Origin of the sequence: Pseudonocardia hierapolitana (assembly GCF_007994075.1) — a bacterium.
GTDB classification, from domain to species: Bacteria; Actinomycetota; Actinomycetes; order Mycobacteriales; family Pseudonocardiaceae; genus Pseudonocardia; species Pseudonocardia hierapolitana.
Map to the genome: position 1 here is coordinate 3,228,703 of NZ_VIWU01000001.1, position 21,479 is coordinate 3,250,181.

Here is a 21,479-nt window from a genome sequence, read left to right on the forward strand (position 1 = left end):
TCAGCCGCCGCCCGCGCCCGACGGCCTCCGGAACAGCCGGAACTCCTCGTGGAGCTCGACCGGCAGCAGCCGCTCCCACACCTGCTCGACGAGGTCCCTCGCCTCCTCGGAGTCGTGCCCGAGCAGCGACCTCCAGATGTCCAGGCGCGCGGCGAGCGCGAGCAGCTCCGCGTCGCTGATCGCCAGCCGCCGCCGGGCCGCCACACGCTTCATCCGGGTCGCGATCTGCGGGATCACCCCCTCGTACACGTCGTCGTTCCAGAAGGCCCGGATCTCTCGCAACCGCCAGCGGTCCGCGCGCGTGAACCCGGGCAGCTCACGGGCCAGCTTCCGCAACTCGCGCAGGGCCTCCTTCGCCTCGCGGTGCACCACCCGTTTCGGCACGTCCCGGTGCGGGATCCGCGCGACCGCCGCCGCCCGGAACTGCTCCACGTAGGCTCGTGCCACCTCCCGCCACGCCGGCAGCTCCGCGAAGACCACGTCGACGTCGACGCCGAGGACGCGCTCGTGGTCGGCGATCAACCGGTCCAGCGCCGCCGGGTTCCCCCGGGCCAGCCGGTCGAGATCGCGCAGCGTGCGGGTGGTCAGCCAGGATGCGGGATCCGCGTCCGGGTCGGCAGCGCGCTCGGCGAGGACGGCGACGGCGTGCCGCACGTCCTTCGGGAAACCGGCGAACCCGGCCAGCACGGACTCCACCACCTCGTGCACCGCACCCTCGGCGTCGCTCACGAACAGGTGCAGCATCCCGCCCTCCCACCGGAACCCGGCGTCGACGGCGAGCGGGCGCAGCGTGGGGTCCTCGACCCGCACGTCCAGCCCCCGCCACACGAGCGACGGGATCGGCAGCCGGCGCAACCGCCGGTCGTCCAGCAACAGCCGACGCGTGACCAGGACGAACGTCTTGAGCACCCGCCGCGGGTCGTCGTGGTGGTCCGGCCCGCTGCGGCGGGTCCGCCGCTGCACCCACTCCCCGAACCGGCCCGTCCGGTCGAACAACAAGGACTGCGCGTCCAGCAGCACCCGGCTGCCCGTCCTCTCACCCGGCAGCCGAACCTCGACGGACAGGGCCGCGGCCAGCTCGTCCCGGCGCTCGAACGTCATCTCATCGCCACGCAGCGCGGGCGCCAGGTCCTCCTCCGGCATGTGCGATCCCGGCGGCTTCCGCGCACCCGGTGGCCCGCTGGTCTCGTGAGCCGCCGGAGCGGCCGGCTCCAGGACGTCCCCGGTGTCCGTTCCCCGCGCGGCGTGAGCGTTCGGGCGCCGGAGAGCATCCACCACGACCTTGATCCCGATCAGGACCAGTGGGAACGCGGCGAGTCCGAGCACGGTCGCGGCAGCGATCTCCCAGCCACCGATGAGGCCCGACATCGCGACGCCGCCCACCAACGACAGCGGGTTGAGCCGCAACCCGCTCCACCGCTCATCGCGGCTGCCGACGCGGCGGACCGCGTGCTTCCGACCGACCTCTCGCAGGGTGTCGTCTTCTCGGACCGCCCCGCGCAGGACCGCCTTCGGAACGCCGAGAATGCCCATCAGCCGGCGGTAGGTGAGCTCGCCCTCACCGACGACCGTGCTGATCTGGCCACCGAGATCCGCGATGTCCAAGACGTCGATCCGCACCGGCGTGCCATCGGGCAGGGACATCAGCTGCGGCCGCAGCTGGCGACTACCGATGCCCCGGTTGGTCAACCGATCCAACATCCGGATGTTCGCCGCCGCATCCTCGCCGCCCAACTGGAGCTCGTGAACGTGGTCCGGGTCCATCAGCTCCGTCACCCGGCGAACCAGGCGCGCGGCGTGCTCCGGGTTCCACGAACCGATCACCGTCGTGATCCTCGTGACGAGGTCTGCGGTGTATCGCCTGGTGACGCTCGGGTCGCGGGCAACCGGGTTCTTCGCCTTGTGGAGCCGGCCCGCGTCGCCGAGTCGCAGCAGCTCCTCCGCCTTGCGCCGGAACTCGACCCGCGGCATCCCCTTCTCGCGCCAGATCCACACCGTGGCCGCTGCCGGCGGCGGGGAGCGCGCACCGCCGGCGCCGGTCATCGGCCGCGGCGCCCGGGGCGCTACCCAGCCGAACCACTCGGCAGCGATCGGCGCGGCATCAGCGTCGTGCCGGGGACCGATGTGCTCGGGGTACTCGCCCAGGTGGAACTCCACCTCGTGGATCAGCAACCGGTCCCACCACGCCTGAACCCCCTCGGGGTCCAGCGCGAAGCGCCCCGCGACCTGCTCGGCCACCGCCCGGGTGATCACCACCGCCCTGCGCTCGGCCCACCCGAACGCGATCACGCCCGGCACCGGGAATTTCCCGTCCCGGACCAGCACCTCCACCCCCGGCGGAGCACGCGGCAGCGCCAGGGTCAGCTCCTCCAGCGGCGTCATCGACCGCCGCGAGCCACGCAACGCCCGGACCAGCCGATCGCGTTGGGGGTCGGTCAGCGGGTGCTCGGCCACCGCGCCACCGGTGGCCACGATCCCGCCCGCATGTTCGGGATCCAGGCGCAGCGCCGCATCGTTCCGGGAACGCGGCCGCCGCCGCGCAGCGACGGCGGCCGCGGCTGCGACCGCCAGCCCACCGGCGACCACTACTCCGAGACCGCCCGAGGCGGGACCGGGCACCCAGGACCGGGCCACCGCCGGCGCGGCCAGCGGCCCCACCAACACCGCGACGACCAGCACCGCCAGCACCGCGACCCGCACCAGCCACCTGCGCAGGCCGGACGACCGATGCTCGGGAACGGTCGATGCGCGCGCCGGCGGACCGCGCGGAGTCACCGCATGCCGCAGGACGGAAGGGATCCGCGGTGGCGCGGTGCCGACGACCGGACGCCCCGCACCGGCCCCGTCGCCGCCCGGCAGCGGGACTTCCGGCCCGCCTGGCTCCACCTGCACCGACCCGGCACCAGCGGGCAGTACCTCGACCCGCCCCACCTCGCGCGCCAGCGGGGCGTACTCGGGGTGATCCGCCAACCAGGTCTGGAACGCCGACCAATCCCACCCGTCGCGAGCCACGATGTCCGATACCGACAGCCGTCGGGTGTACTCGACCGTAGCGTCGACCAACCCGAGCGCGGCCTGTACCTCGAGGGGGTCCAGCGAGCTCGCGAAGATCCGCAGCTCGAAGGTGTGCTCGTTCTGGACGTTGATCGCGCGGTACCGGGAGTCACCTCGCCCGCCGGCGGCGTAGTGCCTGACCGCACGCCGGTCCGACTCGGTGAACGCCGCCCAACGGTCCGACTTCCGCCGTGCCAGCGCCGTCACCCGGTCCCGGTTGCGGTGCAGCAGCTTCATCCACCGGTACACATGCGCGGGAGACTCGAAGGCGGCGCGACTGACGTGCACGTGCAACCCCACACCGGCCCCGTCGCCGCCCAACCGTTCCAGCTCGGCCAGCATCGCCCACGGAAAGTTGCGCATCGCCCAGGCGTAGGACATGGGGTGGGTGACGATCTCGAAACCATCGTCGATGGAACCGTCGCGCTTGAGGTAGCCCAGAACCCCCAGGTACCGGGCCGCGAGCTCGGTTGCCGCCGCCCGGGCGCGCTCCGGAACGTTGATCTCCAGCTCCAGGCCGAGGTACCGCGGGCCCGTCCCGAGGAACACCGGGCGCGGCTTGTGGCGGTAAGCGCGCACCACGGCGTCGACCAGCATCGCCCCCCGGTTGAGCACCAGGTAGTTCTCACCGGTCCCGGTGGCCGTGAAGACGGCGTCGATGCCGTTCAGCGCGGCCCACACGGCGAGATCGGCCAGCAGACCCGCGATCGCCTCCCATTGCTCAGCGGAATCACTGCCCGTGCTGCGTGCGGCCTGTGCCGCCCGCTCGAGCGCCGCGATGTCCGCCGCGCGCCGCCCGACCGCCGCCGACAGCTCCAGCACCGTCGCGTCGGAACGCAGATGGGCCACGGCGTCGCGGCGCAGTGGCCGGAACGGGTTCGGCAGCAGAACGGCCCCGCGGTCCGATCCGGACGTCGCCGCGTCCGCGCCGGAGCGACTGCTGGCCAGCCCGACGAAGGGCCGTTCGCCCGTCCCGAACAGCTCGGCCCACTCCGCGGCCTGCTCCCCGTCGATCCCGTCGTGCATCGGCAGGTGCCCCGCCGCCCGCAGGTCCCCCGAGTCGGCCGGTTCCGCGACGGTCGACCAATCCGACATGCCCTGTGCATCCAGCACCGCCCGCAGCGCGTCGTCCGGCGAGAGGGTGGCGAGTTCGAGCAGGAACGCCCGGTTCCATTCGCCGATCCGGGTGCGGCGCTGTGCCGCGCCGCCGCGACCGTCCGGCGGGCCACGCGCCAGGTTCGGGAGCTCCTCGCCGGGCAACGGACGGGCGCCCCGATCGGCGGCAGGCAAGCGCGTGACGGCCTCGTGGTCGCCGAGCGCGAACTGGCCGGCTGCGGGTGCGGATGGCGACCCGTCACCACGAGCGGGCAGCGGTCCGACGTCCGGCCGCTCGTGGCGATGGGTGGTGTGGCCCGACGCGCGGGAGCCACCCGGCTCCGGGCCCGCACGCGGGCGCTCGCCCCTCGCGCTGCCGGAACTGCCCGGCGCGGGCGCGGTGGAACCGGCGGCCCGCACGGTGGCCAGGAACGCCGCGATGAGCTCGGATCCGATGAAGTGGGCAGGTCCTGACGGGTTCCCGTAGCTCTGGACGCCGGCCACCGCGCCGTCGCCGTCGAGTGCCGGCCCACCGGACGCGCCGGTGAGGCCGGGAGCGGCCACGGTGAGGTGCACACCGCCCGCTCGCACCGGGCCGTGGCCGACCAGCCACTGGCCTGCCGGGTGGCCCGCGTAGGCGAGCTGGGCACCCACCGGCACCGGCGTGCTGCGCAGCCGGGCCACCGGGCGGCTCAGGCCGGGCACGGTGAGCAGCGCCAGGTCGACCAGACCGTCCGCGAGCGGCGCACCGGCCTCGGCGGCGCTGGCCACCGACCGCGCGGCCAGGTCCGCGTACGCCCCGAACTCGGCGGCGCGCCGCGTCTCGACCGCGGTGACCGGGAGCCCGTCGACGCGCAGCGTGCCGGCGTCGACGTCGGCCGCGTGCGCGACGGTCAGCACCGTGTCCGGGGCGACGACCACGCCCGTCGCGATCGCGTCGAACGCGCCGACCTGCCCGGTGATGCCCACCACCGAGGCCAGTGCCTCGGTGACCGCCTCCGACCGGCTGGCGGCCTGGACGTCGTCGAGGTGGTGGTTGACCAGCTCGCCGCGCCAGGTCACCAGCGTCAACCGGGAACCGGCCGCTGCGCCGCGGTACACGCGCAGTTCGCCGATCTCCACGATCGGTGCGCCCGCCGTCCGCCATGCGGCGGCGACCAGCTCGAACGTGGGGACATCGCGCCACTGCGCCGGCTCGTGGGCCCGGTGCAGGTGGCGCAGGTCGTCGAGGCGGTGGACGGCGTTCGCCAGCGGGTCGAGACCGAGCCTGCGGTCTCCTCCGTAGTGGCGGCCGACGATGTACAGGTCGCGGTCGGCGTCCCGGACGGGCCGGGTCAGCCGCAGGGCCGGGTGGCCGTCGCGGCTCGCCCACCGGAATCCCGCGCCGACGGCGTGACCGAGGGCCACCCGCTCCGGGACCCGCTCGACGAGCTGCGGGCGGGCGGCGACGAGTCGACGCAGCCGACGGCTGCTCGGCAGCGGCATGGCCTGTACCGCAGGCTCCGGCAGCTCGGGATCGACGATGCGGACCAGCTCGCGCTCCGCGATCAGCGCGCGAGCCGAGCTGGGCAGTCGATCCGCAGCGGCCAACGTGGCGGGGTCGACGAAGACGGAACGGACGCCGGTGTGGTCCTCGGTGACGAAGTACAGCAACGCGAGCTCGCGGTCGCCCGGCCGGGTCAACCGGTCGAACCGCCGCCGAAGCCCCGGCAGCACGTAGACCCGCACGCCGTGCGCGGCCCATCGGCCGCGCGGGTCGGCACGCCGGTACGCCTCCCCGCCTGCGTCCAGCGGTGCGCCGGGCTGCGCGTGGTGCAGCTCCCGCACCGCCCGCTCGGCCGTGGCCCGCTCCGGGTCGGTCAACGCCACCGGCTTCGCATCGGGGACCGTGACGGCGATCGCGCCGCTCCGCGGCCGCGTGGAGGGGATCCGCGGTGGGTTCATCGCGGTCATCACCGCGACGGTGAGGTCGTCGCGGCCGCCCGCGGCCCGAGCGGCCTCGGCGAGGCGGGTGGCGGCCTCGGCCGGATCGGTGATCGATGTGCGCCCGCCCGGAACCGTCTCGGTGAGGGCTGCGGCGAGATCGCCGGCGGTGGGCAGGTACCGCCAGAGACCGTCGGTGGCCAGCACGAGCAGGCCCGGTCCGGTGCCGGGGGGCCTGGTGACGGTCGGCTCGGGCCGGTAGTCGCCTGCCGCCCAGCGGGTCATGATCCCGCCGTCGGTGATGTCCCCGCCGCGGGAGTGGTCGACGGTCAGCTGACCGCCGGCCTGCCCCGGGGTGAGCGGGACGAAGTAGGCGCGGGCGGTGCCGACGTGGCTGATCGTGACCTTTCCGTCGGCGCCGCGGTAGGCGGCCAGGTAGGCCACGGCCCCGTGCCCGGACTCGGGCGTGTACCGCATCGTGAGGGCGTCCAGGCCGGCCTGGTGTGCGTCGCGGAGCGCCTGCTCGGCGCCGCGGCCGGCCCGGTCGGCGCGGGTGAGCTCGGCGCGGAACGCGGTGGCGAACTCGATGGCCGCGAGCTGTGAGTCGGGGTAGCTGAACACGCCGTCCACCACCAGGGCCACCCGGTCGCCGTTCGGGAGCGTGACGAGCGCGGCCGCGTCCTGGTTCGTGCGGTTGCCCAGGCCGCGCCGGGTGGCGGCGGCCATGCCGGGGCCGGTGGTCTCGTCGTCGCCGTGGGGGTGGGCGATCCAGTCCCGATGCGGGACGACCGGCCCTCCCCGCACCTGCGCGGGCGCCGATGCCGGCCTGTGGACCACGTCCTCGTGGCGGGAGCGCAGGTTCTTGGCCGCGAGGCGGGCCTTCTCCATCACCTTCCAGCCGCCCATCGTGCGGTAGAGCTGGGTGGCCCACGCGTAGTCGCGGTCGATGTCGTGGCGCTGCAGGAGCAGCCGGGCCTCGGCCAGCGCCGCCTCGCGCTCGGGACCGGAGTGCAGGTGGTCGAGCCGGGCGGTGGCGGCGGCGAGCTCCTCGGCGATCTCGCGCAGCCAGTACTCCGCGGGCGGCGGCAGCGGGTCGGAGTCCGGCGCGTGCGGACGGGCCTCGTCCGCGGGGCGCAGGGTCCGGTCGACCTGGTGCGGGTAGGACCCGACGGCCGCCGTCGCGTCGACGGCGCGTTCGCGGGCCTCGGCCAGCCGCGCGTACACCTCGACCTCGATGGCCCGCGCGGCGTGCAGGAGGTCGGTCGCCTCCGGCCGCAGCGACCGGCCGGGACGCTGGTCGGCGAGGAACTCACCGGCCCGCAGTGCCCGGAAGTAGAGCCGGTCGGCGGCGTCGGTCCCACGCAGGTGGCCGCGCAGCAGGCGGCGCTGCTGGCCGGGCACCACCCGGTGCCGCCAACGCGCCACGACGGCATCGCGGACGGCGGCGGCGAACCGGATCGGAGCCGCGGGGTGATCGGCCGGGAGCGGCCAGTCGCGCCTACCGGCCCCGTGCCACAGCACGTAGCCGAGCCCGGCCACGCGCCGCCAGGCGCCGCCGAAGTCGTCGAGCCAACCGTCCTGCCAGTGGCTGAACGCCAGCCGGCCGTCTCGCAGCACGACGTGCAGCGCGGCCACCGCGTCCCGCTCGGCGGCCGTCACGCCCGCGGGCCCGAGCCGGTCGACGGTGAGCGGCGCGAGCTCGGCCCCACCCGGCAGCGCGGCCGCATCCGAGCGCATCGCGTGCCGCAACCGGGGGCCGGCCTCGCGCCACAGCGTGATCAGCTCGGCCGTGGCGCGGTAGCCCTTCGTGGCGTCGCCCTCGAGCGCGCCCGTCTCGGCGAGCGCGGCCAGCGCCTCCGCCCAGCCGGTGCCGCCGTACCGCGCCTGCAGCTGGTCAGGGGTGGCCGAGCCGCGCCGGCCGGTGAGCAGGAGCAGCCGCTCCAGCAGGGTGGCCGGTGCGCGGTTCGGCGGGGTGCTCGTCGCGCGGGCCATCGCCTCGCGCCGGCGTTCGCGGTTCCAGCTCCGCTGCGTGCGGCTGTGCTCGGCCTCGACGGCCAGCAGCGCCGCGGACCCCACCAGCCGCATCCCGGCCTCGAGCTGCCGCATCTCGGCCAGCCGCTCACGGCTCGCGGCGGGCTCCCTGGCCGCGATCGCGAGCTTCTCGGTGTCCGCGCCGTCGCGGACGCTGCGCGCCCGCTGCTCGGCCAGCTGCGCGACCGCTTCGAGGGGCTCGCTGCGCGGCTTGCTCACGCCCCTCAGCTGGAACTCGAGGGCTCGCAACGCCGCACGGGCCCGCCGCAGGTTCGCGTTGTCGCGCTGGTTGTTGTCCAGGTAGTGCTGCTTGATCAGCTCGAGCAGCTCCCGCCGCGGGCCCTCCAGGTACGTCGACCGCAGCTCGTTGCGCTTCTCGAGCGCGTCCGCCAGCCGCTTCGCCCACACCCGGCTCGACGGCGCGGGGGTGGCCGCCGGGTCGGGCTGCGCACCGGTGAACCTCGCCCACAGCTCCTGCGACAGCATCCGCTGGAAGTCGAGGACCCCGGCGTCGGCGCCCCGGCCGTCCCGGCGCAACCGGTCGGCGACCCGCTTCAGCGCAGCAGGGTCGGCCGCGAGGATCGGCACCACCAGCTCGACCGTCTCGACGTGGTGGTCCCTGCGCCGCTGCGCCTCACCCCGCTCGCGCGCCAACGCATCGTCGATCTCCGCGACGTCCGGCAACGCCTCCCACTCGTTCAGCGGCTCGTGGAGCGACGAGGTCATCCGCGCCCACATCGCCTCGGCGAGGTCGTGGGCGAGGCCGCGGTCGAGGTCGCGACCGGTCAGGTCGAACCGGCCGAGAACGCGGTTCAGGTCCCGCTGGTAGGCCTGCACCCGGTGGTGCATCCGGCCGCCGGTGAGCAGCGTCCACCGCGGGGCGCGGCTCGGCTTCCGCAGGTTGCGCGAGCTGCGGAAGCCGTAGAAGCCGTTGCGGAACTCGTCCGGGTCCCGCCACAGCTTCCCGACCAGCCAGACCGAGGCCGCCATCACCGCGAACCGCGCGAGCACGACGGCGAGCGAGTTGTCGTTCGCCAGCACCCACGCCCGCTCGACCCACGCCAGGTTGATCACGACCGCGGAGAGCCCGGCGAGCACCGGGTCCAACGCCTTGCGCCACAGCAGGCGGGTGTCGACCGGCGAGAAGTTCTTGTAGTCCAGCCACGCGATGTACCAGCGCCGCTGCCGCTCGCTGTCGCCCGTGCCCGCGGCGGCGTTCTTCTGCTCCTGCTGCGCCTTCCGCTTCGCGTACGGCGCCATCAGCCTGCCGACCCAGACGTTGACGTACTCGGCGATCACCGTGGGCGAGGCGTAGACGAACGTGGCGATCACGACCGCGTTGATCAGGTTGCTGACCGCTCCCGGAGCCAGCCCGTTGCCGAGCAGGCCCAGCACGAACGTCACGGCCGCCGACAGCGACCCGGACACGAGCGCCTTGATCACCCGGGTCCGGCCCGTGTCCTTCTTCTGCAGGATCGCGTTGGTGATCCCGACCGCGATCGCCATGGCGATCGGCACCAGCCACCACGGCCCGGTGACCAGCTGGAAGGCCCGCACGAGGCCGAACCCGGCGGTGAGCACGTACGCGGCGACGGCCGACCCCCACGCGGCCAGCCGCGGCCGGGTCTGCATCCCGGACGCCTGGTTCGCGTACTGGCGCCGCAGCACGTAGCGGAACACCAGCCCGGCCGTGACCAGCGGCACCAGGAGCGCCTTCACCCCGAGCAGGCCCGGCTGGTTGGCGAACACCGGCCACAGCTGCTCGAGGCGATCCGCGAGCGGCCCCGCACCGAGCACGGCGCCCGCGCCGGCGAGCGCCCACGTCCCGAAGCGCACCGCGTGCGCGCGCAGCCCCGCCGAGAACGCCTTCCACGGCGGGCCGCGGGCCTGCTTGGGCATCCACATCGCACGCGCCGCCGCCAGCAGGCCGGCCGCCGCGACGATCGACCCGATCGGGACGGTCACCGCGCCGGCCGCCACTAGCCCGACCAACCCGCCTGCCGCCAGCCCGACGCCCGCGCCCACCACGTACCCGGCGACCCGCACCCGGCGTGTCCGCAGCCGCTCGCTCACCGGAACGTCCAGGCCGAGCCTCGTCCGCAACCGCGTCCGATACCCGGCCGCGCCCCGGCCCCGCTCGGCCCGGACCATCCGGCGAGCCGCCCGGGCCGTCGCCACCCCTGCCCCGACCGCGCGCTCCACGGCCTCGGCCCTGCCCGCGGCCAGCGCCCGCTCGGCGGCACGGTGCGCCGCGAGCGCATCGGCCAAGGTCGGGTGTGCCTCGAAGAACGCGACCTGTACGCGGGCGATCGCCAGGTCGAGCCCGATGCCGTTCTGGAGGGGCTCGGCGATGCCACGCCGGGCCGCCCGCACGAGCATCCGGCGGACGGCCCGCTCGGGCAGCCCCAGCGTCCGCGCGATGCGCTCGGCCAACTGCTGGCCGGTCAGCCGCATCCCGGGCTGCGTGGCGTTGAGCGCGGCCAGCCAGCCGATCCAGCCGAGCTGCTCCGTGGTGATCCCCCTCGCCGCCGCCCGGCGCTCGTGGCGCAGCAGCCGCGCGGTTACGCCGACGACGGCCCGCAGCCTGGCCACGCCCCGGATCTGCGCCCGCAGCACGCGCCCGGCCCGGACGCGATCGGTGAACCGGCGCCACCCCCGGCCCAGCCCGCCGACGGCCACCAGCGCCCGGGCGCCGACGGCCGCGGTGAACGCCCGCCGCCGCTCGCCGACCCACCGGCCCGCGCCGCGCACGCCCTCGACCACGGCCCACCACCCGGACGCGATCCGGGCCCCGATCTCGTGCGCCGCATCCCGCAGGGTGGGCGGCGAGACCGGGAGCGCGGCGATGTCGGCCCGGGACAGGCCGGTCGCGCGACGCACGGTGCCCGGCCGGACGCCTGCGTCGCGCGCGTCCCGGGCCGCCCTCAGAACGTCCGTCCGGGCCTCGATCCGGGTCCGGACCAGCGTCTGCGCCGCCCCGTCCCAGTGGGCGAGTGCCGCGCCGAGGTCGGCGGAGCGCACCGTCACCACGGCCCGCGTCACCGCCAGCAGCTCGGCCGCCGACAGCACCGGGGCGGCGAGGGGCGCCGGGAGCGGCGCCGCGGCGGTCAGGTCCGGGTCGGCCAGCCGCGCGCGCACCCGCTGCGGGTGCAGCGCGAGCGCGCCCGCCAGGTCGTCGACGATCTGGTCGTCGGGGCGTCCCAGATGCCGCAGCCGCTCGGCGAGCGGGACGACCCAGCCCAGCCGGACCTGCAGCTCCTGCTCGTGCCGGCGCGTGGCGTCCTGCGCGGTCGCCTCGGTGTTCTCGGCATCCGTCACCCGGGCCCGTGCGTCGGAGACGTCGTCGCGGAGCTTGCGGACGGCCTCGCGCCGACCGGGCCACCACCAGACCCCGGCCGCCGCGAACGCACCCGGCTCGGCGACCCCGTACCGGATCGCGGCGAGCGTCGCCACGAGCCCGCCGGTGAACAGCACGACCGCCCCGGCCGTGCGTGCGGTGAAGAGGCGCTTCCACCACGGCGGGCCGCGCGACCGCGCCTCGGGCTCGCCCGCGCGCGGCCCGGCCGTCCGCATCCCGGCGCTGCCACCGGAGCCGGCCGGCGGCGTCGACGGCCGCTCCGGCCCCGTACCGGTCGGGTGGGACCCGCCGCCGGTCACCGGCCCACCACCGGTCGCCGACGGGCCCGAGCCGCGGCCGGGGCTCCCGCCCACGATCGCGCGGACCTGTTCCGGGGTCAGCCCGGTGAGCCCGGCGATCCGTGCCACCGGGACGCCGCCCGCGGCGGCCGCTCGCACCGCCGCCTCCAGCGTCCTGATGCGCTCCGCCTGCCGCTCGACCAGCACCCGGTTCGCCTCGTCGACGCCGTCGGCCGCGGCCCGCAGCAGGCCCTCGAACCTGGCCAGCTCGGCGATCAGCCGCTCCAGCCGCTCCTCGAACGATCCGGTCGGCTCTCCCAGCCCGGCGGCGTCCACCGGCACGGTCCGGTCCGTGGCGTACAGCCGGACCTCGGCCCGGTCCACGCCGAACAGCCGCGCCACCACGGCCTCCCGCACCCCGTCGACGCCGGGGCCGGACCCGGCGTCGGGACCGCCGAAGAGCCAGCGCACCGCGGCCCGCTGCCATGCGGCGAGGTCGGCGTCCCGCGCGGCCAGCCCGGCCCGCGCCGCGGCCAGGTCCGACCGGCCGGTCCGCACCGGGTCGTCCAGCCCGGCCAGCACGGACCGCAGCTCACGGACGGCGGCCCTGCGTCGCATGCCTGCGGCGAAGGCTTCCCGACGTTCGTGGACCAGATCGCGCACCCGCGCCGACCAGCTGACGCCCTCACGGCGCGGCTCGGCCCCGCGAGTCCGGTCCTGCGGGTCGCCGTGCCCGGCCCGGACGAGCTCGTCCAGCGCCATGAGCGCGGCCGTCCGGGAGACCGGGTTGACCGCGGGCGCGCGGACGGGGCCGATCCCCGCGTGCGCGACGAGCACCCCCGGGCGGTGCGGGCCGGCATGCGGCGTACCCGGGGCCTCGCCGCGCAGGATCGCGAACCGGTCCAGGCCGACCAGCATGCGGAGCTCGTCGAGGAGCTCGGCGGTGATCGGCTCGTCCGACATCGGCGGCAGGCCTGCGGCCGCTGCGAGCGCATCGGCCAGCTCGCGGTGACCCCAGTCCCGGCTCGCCGCAGCCTCCGCCCCACGCGCGCCGCCGAGGTCCGCGTCCTGCGACGCCGCCGCCTCGACGACGCCTGCCTCGGCGAGCTCCGACCAGCTCATCCCGAGCAGGTCGGCCAGTTCCGTCTCGCGCGCGAACACGTCCGTCGCCTGCTGCACGTGCTGCCGGAACCGCTCCACATCGGCGGGCGTCATCGGGCGTTCCCGCAGTGCCCGCGCCGGGATCAGCGCCGCGAGCCGGTCGGCGGCGAGCGCGTGCTCCTGCGAGGTCGGGTAGTGCTCCACCTCGAAGCGCAGCGCGTCCTCGCGGGCCTGCAGGTACTGCTCCGCGGTGAGGCCGGGCACCGGCTCGGCGCCGCGCAGGGCGTCGAGGTGGTGCAGGTCGACGCCGGCCGGGTTGGCCGGCAGCGCGGGGAGCTCGGCGAGCTGGGCGCCGCTCAGCACGGAGGCCACGTGGTCCCCGCGGTGCGAGCCGTGCGGCGCCGCGGCCAGGCGCGCGTTCGCCGCCACCTCGGCGTCGTGGCGCACCAGGTCGAACACCGCGTCGGCCGCGGCCCCGTCGATCCGTCCCGTGACCTCGGCCGGCCCGCGCTCGGCCACGAACTCGACCGGCGCGTGCTCGGCGACCAGGCGGTCCTCCCACGAGCGGTGGATCCGCGTCACGCCGTGTTGGCCGTTGCGGCCGGAGCGCCCGCGCAGCTGGCCCTCGATGCGGGCGTTGCGCGGGGTGCCGACACCGATGACGTGCAGACCGCCGCCCTCGACGTCGAGCAGCGCGAGCTCCTCCGCGACGTGCGTCCTCGCCCACCTCGTGGCCCGCGCCCTCGCCGCGGCGTAACCGTCCGTGCCGCTCGCGAGGTCCGGGTGGAAGCGCTGCATGAACTCGGCGACGAGGGCCTCGACCGAGCCGCCGAGCTTGATGTCGCGGGCCCGGCCCGCCATGTCCGTGGCCACCGTGACCGCGCCGCGCCGCCCGGCGTGGGCGATCACCTCGCTCTCGCGCGCCCGGTGCATCGCCTTGGCCGTGATCATCCGGGGGACGACGCCGTGCTCCCAGAGCAAGCCCTCCACGATCAGCGCCTCTGCGACGCTGCCGACCCGGATCAGCACCGGGAAGCCCTTCGCATGGGCCTCGAGCGCATCCACCAGCGCGGCATGGCGCGCTTCCGCCGCCGTCCTGTGGTTGACCGGGTCGTGGTCGACGCGCTTCGAGCGCCGGAACGGCTCGATGTGGACGACGAGCTTGTCGTAGGTAGCGCGGAACTGCCCGCGGCCCGCCTTGCCACCGACGGTGCCGGTCATCCCGGCCCACCCGCTCTCGGCCAGCAGCTCGCGCACCGTGATCGAGTCGATGGTCCGCGACGGGGGACGGACCCCGTCCCTGCCGAGCTCCTTCAGCTCGACCGCCTCGTGCAGACCGTCGCTCAACCGGCGCCCGTACAGCGGCCGGTTGTCCTCGGCCAGCAGGACGACCTCGCCGGACTCGACGAGGTAGTCGACGTCGCGCTTCAGCCCGTTCCTGGCCTTGAGCGCGTTCTCCACCCGCTGCCGCAGCGCGGCCCTCGCCTCGGGCCCGAGCGCGCCGCCACCCAGCTCGTCGAGCCGGCCGTCCAGCCACTCCCGGCCGGCCTCGGTGAGCCGGAACGTGCGCGGGTGGTAGTGCCCGTTCGGGTTGTCCCGCGTCGCAGGCGCCAGCACGTCCGCGTCGGCGATCCGCTTCGCCCACGTCATGTCCGCGAGGGCCGGCTTCGCACCCTTGATCTGCTCGCTCAGGATGAACGGCGCGACGTCGTCGAGCAGCAGCTGGTCGACCTCGTCGAGCAGCCTCCAGGCGGGGGCCCTCCGGTCGCCGGTACCGCCGCTGCGGTCACGCAGGACGCCGAACGCCTCCTCGCTGAGCGCACCCATCTTGATGTGGGCCCGCTCGACGGCCGCCCTGCCCTCGCCCGACCGCTGCGCCGTGTCCAGCTCGACCGTCAGCCCGAGCGGCTTGGCGATGCGCTTGACCTGCTTGTACGCATCCCAGGCGTAACTCTCGTTCGGGCTCAGCCACTGCACCTGCCCGCGGGCTCGCCCTTCGAGCAGCGAGCGGGCGACGATGGCGACCGCACCCGTGAGGGTCTTGCCTTCCCCGGTGAGCATCTCGACCACGCGGCCGTCCCGCGCGAGCGCGACGGCACCCATGATCTGGCCCTTGCGGGGCTTCTTGGCCGGGTCGACCCGGCGCGCCACCTCACACGCGATGGCGACGCACTCGACGACACCGTCCTTGAACGATCGTTCTCCGTTCTCGACCTGCTGGGCAACCTCCTCGGAACGTGCGGTCAGGTCGTCGTAGGACTGCTTCTTGAAGCCTCGGAGGTAACCCCGGACCTTCTGCCAGTCGGCCTTGTACTGCTCGCGGGACTGGCGCCACTGCTCGAGCGCGTCACGCAGTGCGCTTCGCTTCGCGGCGGGAGGGGGCACGCCGCCGAGGTGGTTGCCGTCCATCGTCCCGGGCGCCCCCGGGTTGCCGGGATCGGGCGAACCGACCGTTCCGGCCGGGCGGTTCCCGCCGCTCCCGACGCCGCCCGCGTCCTGCTCGGCTCCGCCCTGCGGGCCGCTCGGGCGCTTGCCGCCCGCGCTCTGACCGTTCGGCGCCACCGGCAGCGCCTCGTGTCCGGGACCGCCCGGGATCACCGGGTCGGACCGGGGCGCGCCGGGGGCCGGACCGCCCGGTCGCTCGGCGCCGGCCTCGCGCGCACCGGTCTGCGCTTCGTCGGCCGAACGGGCGGGCTGCTGCGGTGCGTCGGGATCGCGCGCCCCGCCGCGGCCGTCCCCACCCGCGTGCGGTTCGGGTTGCGCCGGCGCCTCCGGCCCGGCCCGGCCGTCGCCGATCGACGACGCGTAGGGCTGCTGGGCCGCCGGCGCCACGTCAGGGGCGACCCCGCCGGCCTGCTCGCCGCTGACCACCCGCTCGCCGTAGCTGAAGCCGTCGACGTTGCCCTGCTTGACCTGCTCGAGGAGCACGGCCCTCTGCAACAGGGTCAGATCGTCGCCGAGCCCGGCCATGAACTCCTCGGCCGTGACCTCGGACTTGCCGCCCATCGCGCGGGCAGCCCGTCCGGAGTTCGCCACCGGATCCGTGCCGGGCTCGGCCACCGGCGTCGGCCGGTACGTGACGTACCCCTGCTCGCCCGCGGCCCTGCCCTGCGCCTCGGCCGGCTGCTCGGCGAGGACCTCGGGGAGCGCCTCGTCGCCCCGGCTCATGGTCGGATCGGCCGCGCCGCCGCGGGCCTGGTTCGGATCGGTGAGCGGGCCGTTCTGCGCCGCGGGCTGCGACGCCACGAGCGGCCGTGTCGCCGAGTCCGGCTGCGCCTCGCGCGTCGGCCGGTAGCTGATCTTGCCGTCGCGGAGGGTGAAGCCGCGCAGGTCGCCGTCCTTGATCAGCTGCACGATCTCGGCCTTGGTGCGCTTCGAGGTGAAGCGTCCGAGTCCGCGCTGGAACTCCTCGACGGTGACCTCGCCCCGCCGGGCCATCGCCTTCTCGGCCATGACCATCTCGGGCTTCCTGGCCGCCTCGACCGCGCGCAGGGCGGCTCGCGCCTCGGCCCTGCTGACCCCGGTCTCCCGCACGACCTCGGAGACGGTGGGCCGGCCGCCTGCCCGCGCCGTGAGCTGGCCGACCCTGCTCAGCAGCGGCCCCATCGGGGCTTCCTGCAGCGCGAAGCGCACCTTGCTCCTGCTGATGCCGAGCTCACGGGACAGCTCGCCGACCGACGGCCGTCGCCCGCCGCGGAGCGCGGTCATGTCCATGATCTGCTGGTTGATGCCCGGGACGGAGCCCTGGAGCCTGCCCTGCCGCCAGCTCGCGACCCTGTTCCCGGCGATCTTGACGCCGCCGCCCAGCAGGCCGAGCGCACCGATGCTGGTGTCGATCCAGAACTCCCTGCGCTGCGCCGGGCTGAGCGTCTCCCAGTCGCGGATCGCGGTGTAGGTGGAGTGGACCATCTGGCCGCCCATGACCACGCCGCCGGTCACGGCCGCGGCGGTGCCGCCTGCCTGCACCGCGCCCGCCGCCTTGAGCGCACCGATCTTGGCCACGAGCGAGCCGCCGCCGACCAGGAGCGAGGCCCCCGCCGTGATCCACAGGGACCTGGCGGTCGGGTCCGACCAGCTCGTGTCCTGGTTGTGATTGCCCCGGGCGATGAGCTCGCCGCCCGCGGTGGCGCCCATCACCACGGCACCCGAGACGAAGGAGACGGTCGCGATCGTCGACGCCGTCGCGGCGAGGGCGGCGGCACCGAGCGGCGCACCCACACCGGAGACGATCAACGCGACGCCGCCGACCACCATGAGCCCCCGGCCGACCCAGATACCGGCCGTCTTCCACGCCGGGTCCTCGTGCCCGTCGACCTCGTGCAGGCGGCCGGACTCGCCGATCTCGGCGTCGAGGTCCGCCACCATCAGCACGTTCTGGTCGTCGGCGAGCGAGTTGTACTGCTGGTAGTCGCCCCAGTCGTCGTAGATCCCGCCCTCGGCGTCGACCAGTCTCGTGGTGCCGTCCTCGCCCCGGACCCGGAACAGGACCGTCTCCATGGGGTAGCCGTCGTCGGGCTTGTTCGGGTCCTGGATGTAGAGCTGGATGATCCCGACCTCGCCGGCTTCGCCGGGATCGACGGCGCCCGCGTTCTCCCCGCCGATGCTGCGGATCGCGTCGAGCGCCTTCTGGATCTTCTCCTGGTCTCCCTCGTTCAGCCGGCCGAGCAGGCTCTCCATCGTCTCCGGGTCCACCGCCCGGATCGTGGAGAGCTGGCCCTCCTGCTCAGCGGCCGTGAACTCCGAGGCCCAGTTCGCGATCTCGTCCCGGTCCCGGTGGTGGTAGAACTCCCGCACCTTGTCGTCGGCGTAGTCGTAGTAGCCGGGCGAGTTGATCGCCGAGTTGAAGACGTAGACCATGTCCGCCCGGCCGGACGACGGCAGCGAGAGCAGGTGCCGCGCCTCGTCGTTCGGGTTCTCCCGCCACACCAGCTGCCCGTCGAGGTCGCGGAAGCTGGAGTCGTGGGCGACCGTGTCGTAGGACAGGCCGGTCACGGAGGCGAGCTTCCCGAACGTCTCGCCGAGTGCCTTCTCCTGCGGGTCGTCGGAGCTCGACAGCCTCGTGACCAGATCGTTCAGGTCGGTCTGGAACGCGTTCAGCCGCTCCAGGTTCCCGGCCATCACGGACTCGTCGTTGTTCCTCGCGATCCCGATGTCGAACTCCCGCAACCGGGCCACGTCCGGCGCCACGCCCGGCAGGTTCGCGTTCTTCACGAACGTGCCGAGATCGACCTGGACGCCGGAGATCGTCTTGCTGTCGGCGTTGATCCCGGCTTCCAGCTCCTCCACGCGCCCGACGTCCGCCTGCGTGGCGCCGTGCTCGAGCAGCCAGTCGACCTGCATCTCGAGCGAGAGGGTGCGCCTGCGCAGGTCCTCCTGGTGGCCGATCAGGGCGTACCCGGCGAGGCGGCTCGCGTCGCTCTGGGCCTTCTGCGTGGGGGTGAGCTCGATGTACGGCACCCCGTCGGCGATCGCCCTGGCCTTCTCCTCCGGGTTGGAGACGATGACGTTGCCGTGCTGGTCGAGCGGCTGGCCCTTCCGGTTGACGCCGAGTGCCTCCTGCAGCTCGGTGCTGCCCTCGATCAGCGACCGCACCTCGAGGTCGGCCGGCAGGTTCGGGGCCTCCGCCGCGCTCCTGGCCTGCTCGTCGATGAACGGGCGCTGGTACTGCATCGTCGTCAGCGCGTTCGCGATGCCCCGGTTGAGCGCCATCCGCTCGGCCCGGATGTTCGCCTTCTCGATCAGCGCCAGCTCGTCGGCGTACTCGCTCGGCGAGAACGTCCCGTTCCGCAGCGCCTCGTCGATCCGGCCGGTGGCCTGCTCGAGCTCGGGCAGCATCCCGAGGTAGGTGTTGGTGTCGTACCGGTTGTCGGCGTCGGCGTTGACCGCGCGCGCCGAGGCGAAGTCCTTCTCGGTGTCCGTCAGCGGGCGCAGGGCCGAGTCGTAGAGCTCCCGCTGCTCCTCGGTCAGGTTCGCGTACGCTGCCGCGTCGAGCGGGGGCAGCGGGTCGCCCACCTCGTAGCCGAGCGGGGCGAGGATCTCGGCGAGCATCCGGTCGGCCTCGGTGCCCCGGTACTCGCGCCGGTACCCGGGGTCGATCAGCGGCATCCAGCCCGGCGTGACCTCCCCGCGCCCCTCCGTCCGCAGATCCTCGCGGTTGGACACGCACCCGTCGACCCCGACGCCCGAGCCGCAGGACCAGCCCTCGTTCAGGCCGTACTTCTCGGGGTCGGTCTTGTTCGGGTACAGCAGCACGACCGGGTTGCAGCGGTCCGACCCGCGGCACTCCAGCTTCGTGACCTGCCCGTCGGAACCCATCGTCTCGCCGAGGCAGGCACCGCCGCTGCCACCGAGGTGGCAGGTCATGAACCCGTAGTTGCCGTTCTGGTCGCGGTAGCCCTGGGTGAACCTGCAGCCCTCGCCACCGCAGTACGCCGGGTCGCCCTCCGGGGTGAAGCTCGTGATGTTGCCGTCGCCGATCATCCGGACCTGGAAGTAGCCGGCCGGGTACTTGCTGGTCCAGTCGCCGCCGAACTCGTCGTGCATCTCGCACATCTCGGAGCACACGCGCTGCGTCGGATCCACCCCGCCGGGGTTCTGCACCGTGCAGATGTCCTGGCAGTGCTCCAGCGAGACGCCCTCGTTGCCCGGGACGGTCTCCGTGCAGAACCCGACGCAGTGGAAGCTGCCGCCCCGGCCCGGCTCCAGCTCGGTGATCGCCTTGACCCCGAAGCTCTCCAGCGAGCCCTGCACGAACTGGCCGGTGTCCTCGGAGATGCTGCCGTGGCTGAAGAAGCGGTCGTTGTGGTTGGTGATCGTGCGGCCGTCCGGGAGCGTGATGTCCCCGGTCTGCCCCTGCACGTCGTAGATGCCGGGGGCGAGCACGCGGTCGTCCGGGCCGTACGTGGGCGTGATCAGCGAGACGTTGTTGCCCGGGCCGTCCTCGAAGTTCGCCCCGTCGCCGTAGGCGTTGACCACCACGCCCTCGGCCGAGACGAACGTGCTCCTCCCGGTGCCCGCGATCCGGAACGTGGCCTGGCCCGCCTCGGTGGCACCGAACTTGACCCACGCCGCGTTGCTGGTCAGCTCGTCGAACCCGGGTGCGTCCGGGTTGTGGTCGGTGACGACGGGCGGCAGGTCGATCTCGGGCCCGCGGTAGACGACGCCGCCGAACACCTCGCCGTCGAACGGCGCGCGCGGCCGGTCGACGATCCGCAGCGTGGTGACGCCCTGGCTGTTGGTGGGGTTGACGTCGGCGCTCGCCCCGGTGCGGCCGTCGGTGACGCGTCCCCGTCCGCCCATCCACACCTGGGTGTCGCCCTCGGCGTCCTGGCTGATCTGCGCCGAGTACTCGCCGCTGACCTCGTGGCGGCGCGAGTCGGTCGGGCTCACCGTCACGGACGCGCCGTAGGTGGTGCGCGAATCGGCTGCGTCCGGCGTCCAGGTGGCCTGTGCGCCGCCCGCGTCCCCGAACGTCCTGGTTCCGTCCGGGCCGACCGGCAGGGCGTCGATGCAGGCCGCGTCGCAGGTCCGGGCCTCCTCCCCGCGGTCCTTGACGACCATGATCCGGTTGCCGTTCTCGTCGACCCCGGAGAACGACCCCGTCTCCTCCGGGCCCATCGCCGCGACCTCGTCGGCGGTGAGGGTCGCGGCGTCCTGCTGCGCCTGCCAGATCTCCTTGCCGGACGGCACGAGCTGGGTGAACACCGGGGTGGACATCGACTGGCGGAAGTTCGAGCAGTCACCGGTGCAGCCGACGTCGTTGCCGCTGCGGTAGAGCCCGCAGCCGTTGCCGGTGGAGCCGGAGCAGTCGCCGAAGCGGCGGGCGTTCCAGATGCCGCCGGGGTCCTCCCACGTCTGCTGCTGCGTCCAGCTGATGTCGAACTCGATGTGCGCCGCGTAGTACTTGCTGCAGTGCGCGTCGTTCGAGCAGGCGACGCTGGTGCTCGGGTTGCCGTACTGGTCGATGCTGGCGTCGGCGAACACCCAGCCGCCGCTCGCGCCCATCGCACCGCCACCGGAGTCGCTGGCGCGGGCGTAGGCCCACGACCCCGACGGGTGCGAGGCGTAGTCCGAGACTCTCACGCTCCAGTGGTGGCTGCAATCGGTGCCCGAGCTGCCCTGGCAGGACGCGGAGGCCTGTGCGAACCCGTCCTTGCTCTCGGCCGACGCGCTCGTGGCGACGTACCCGCCCCCCAGCCCACCGCTGCCGAACCCGACCGCGTCGGCGGTGGCACCGGGGGCGCTCGCGTGACTCTCGGCGCGGTAGGAGAAGGAGCAGGTGACGCCGGTGCCGGAGCAGGACGCGGACGCCTGCGCCACACCGTTCGCAGGGTCGACCGATGCGCTGGTCAGAGCCTGGCCCGACCCGATGGTGCCGTGACCAGCCGCGACACCCTCGGCGTGGACACCGGGGCCGCTCGCCCTGCTCTCGGCGCGGAACGAGAAGGAGCAGGCGACGCCACTCCCGGAGCAGGACGCGGACGCCTGCGCCACACCGTCCGCAGGGTCGACCAACGCGCTCGTCAGCGCCTCGCCGGTCCCGGTGGTGCCGTGACCACCCGCGACACCCTCGGCGTGGACACCGGGGCCGCTCGCCCTGCTCTCGGCGCGGAACGAGAAGGAGCAGCTGCCCCCATCGG

1 protein-coding gene (running past one end of the window) is annotated in these 21,479 nt (G+C 74.5%); it reads right to left on the minus strand.

What is annotated here, in order from left to right; translation table 11 throughout:
- Positions 1–21,479: the 3' portion of a preprotein translocase subunit SecA gene (locus tag FHX44_RS15520; RefSeq protein ID WP_147256451.1), read on the minus strand. It continues 6,118 nt past the right edge of the window; 21,479 of the gene's 27,597 nt are visible here — the last part of the coding sequence; the start codon falls outside the window, past its right edge — the gene reads right to left on this strand; the stop codon is at positions 1–3.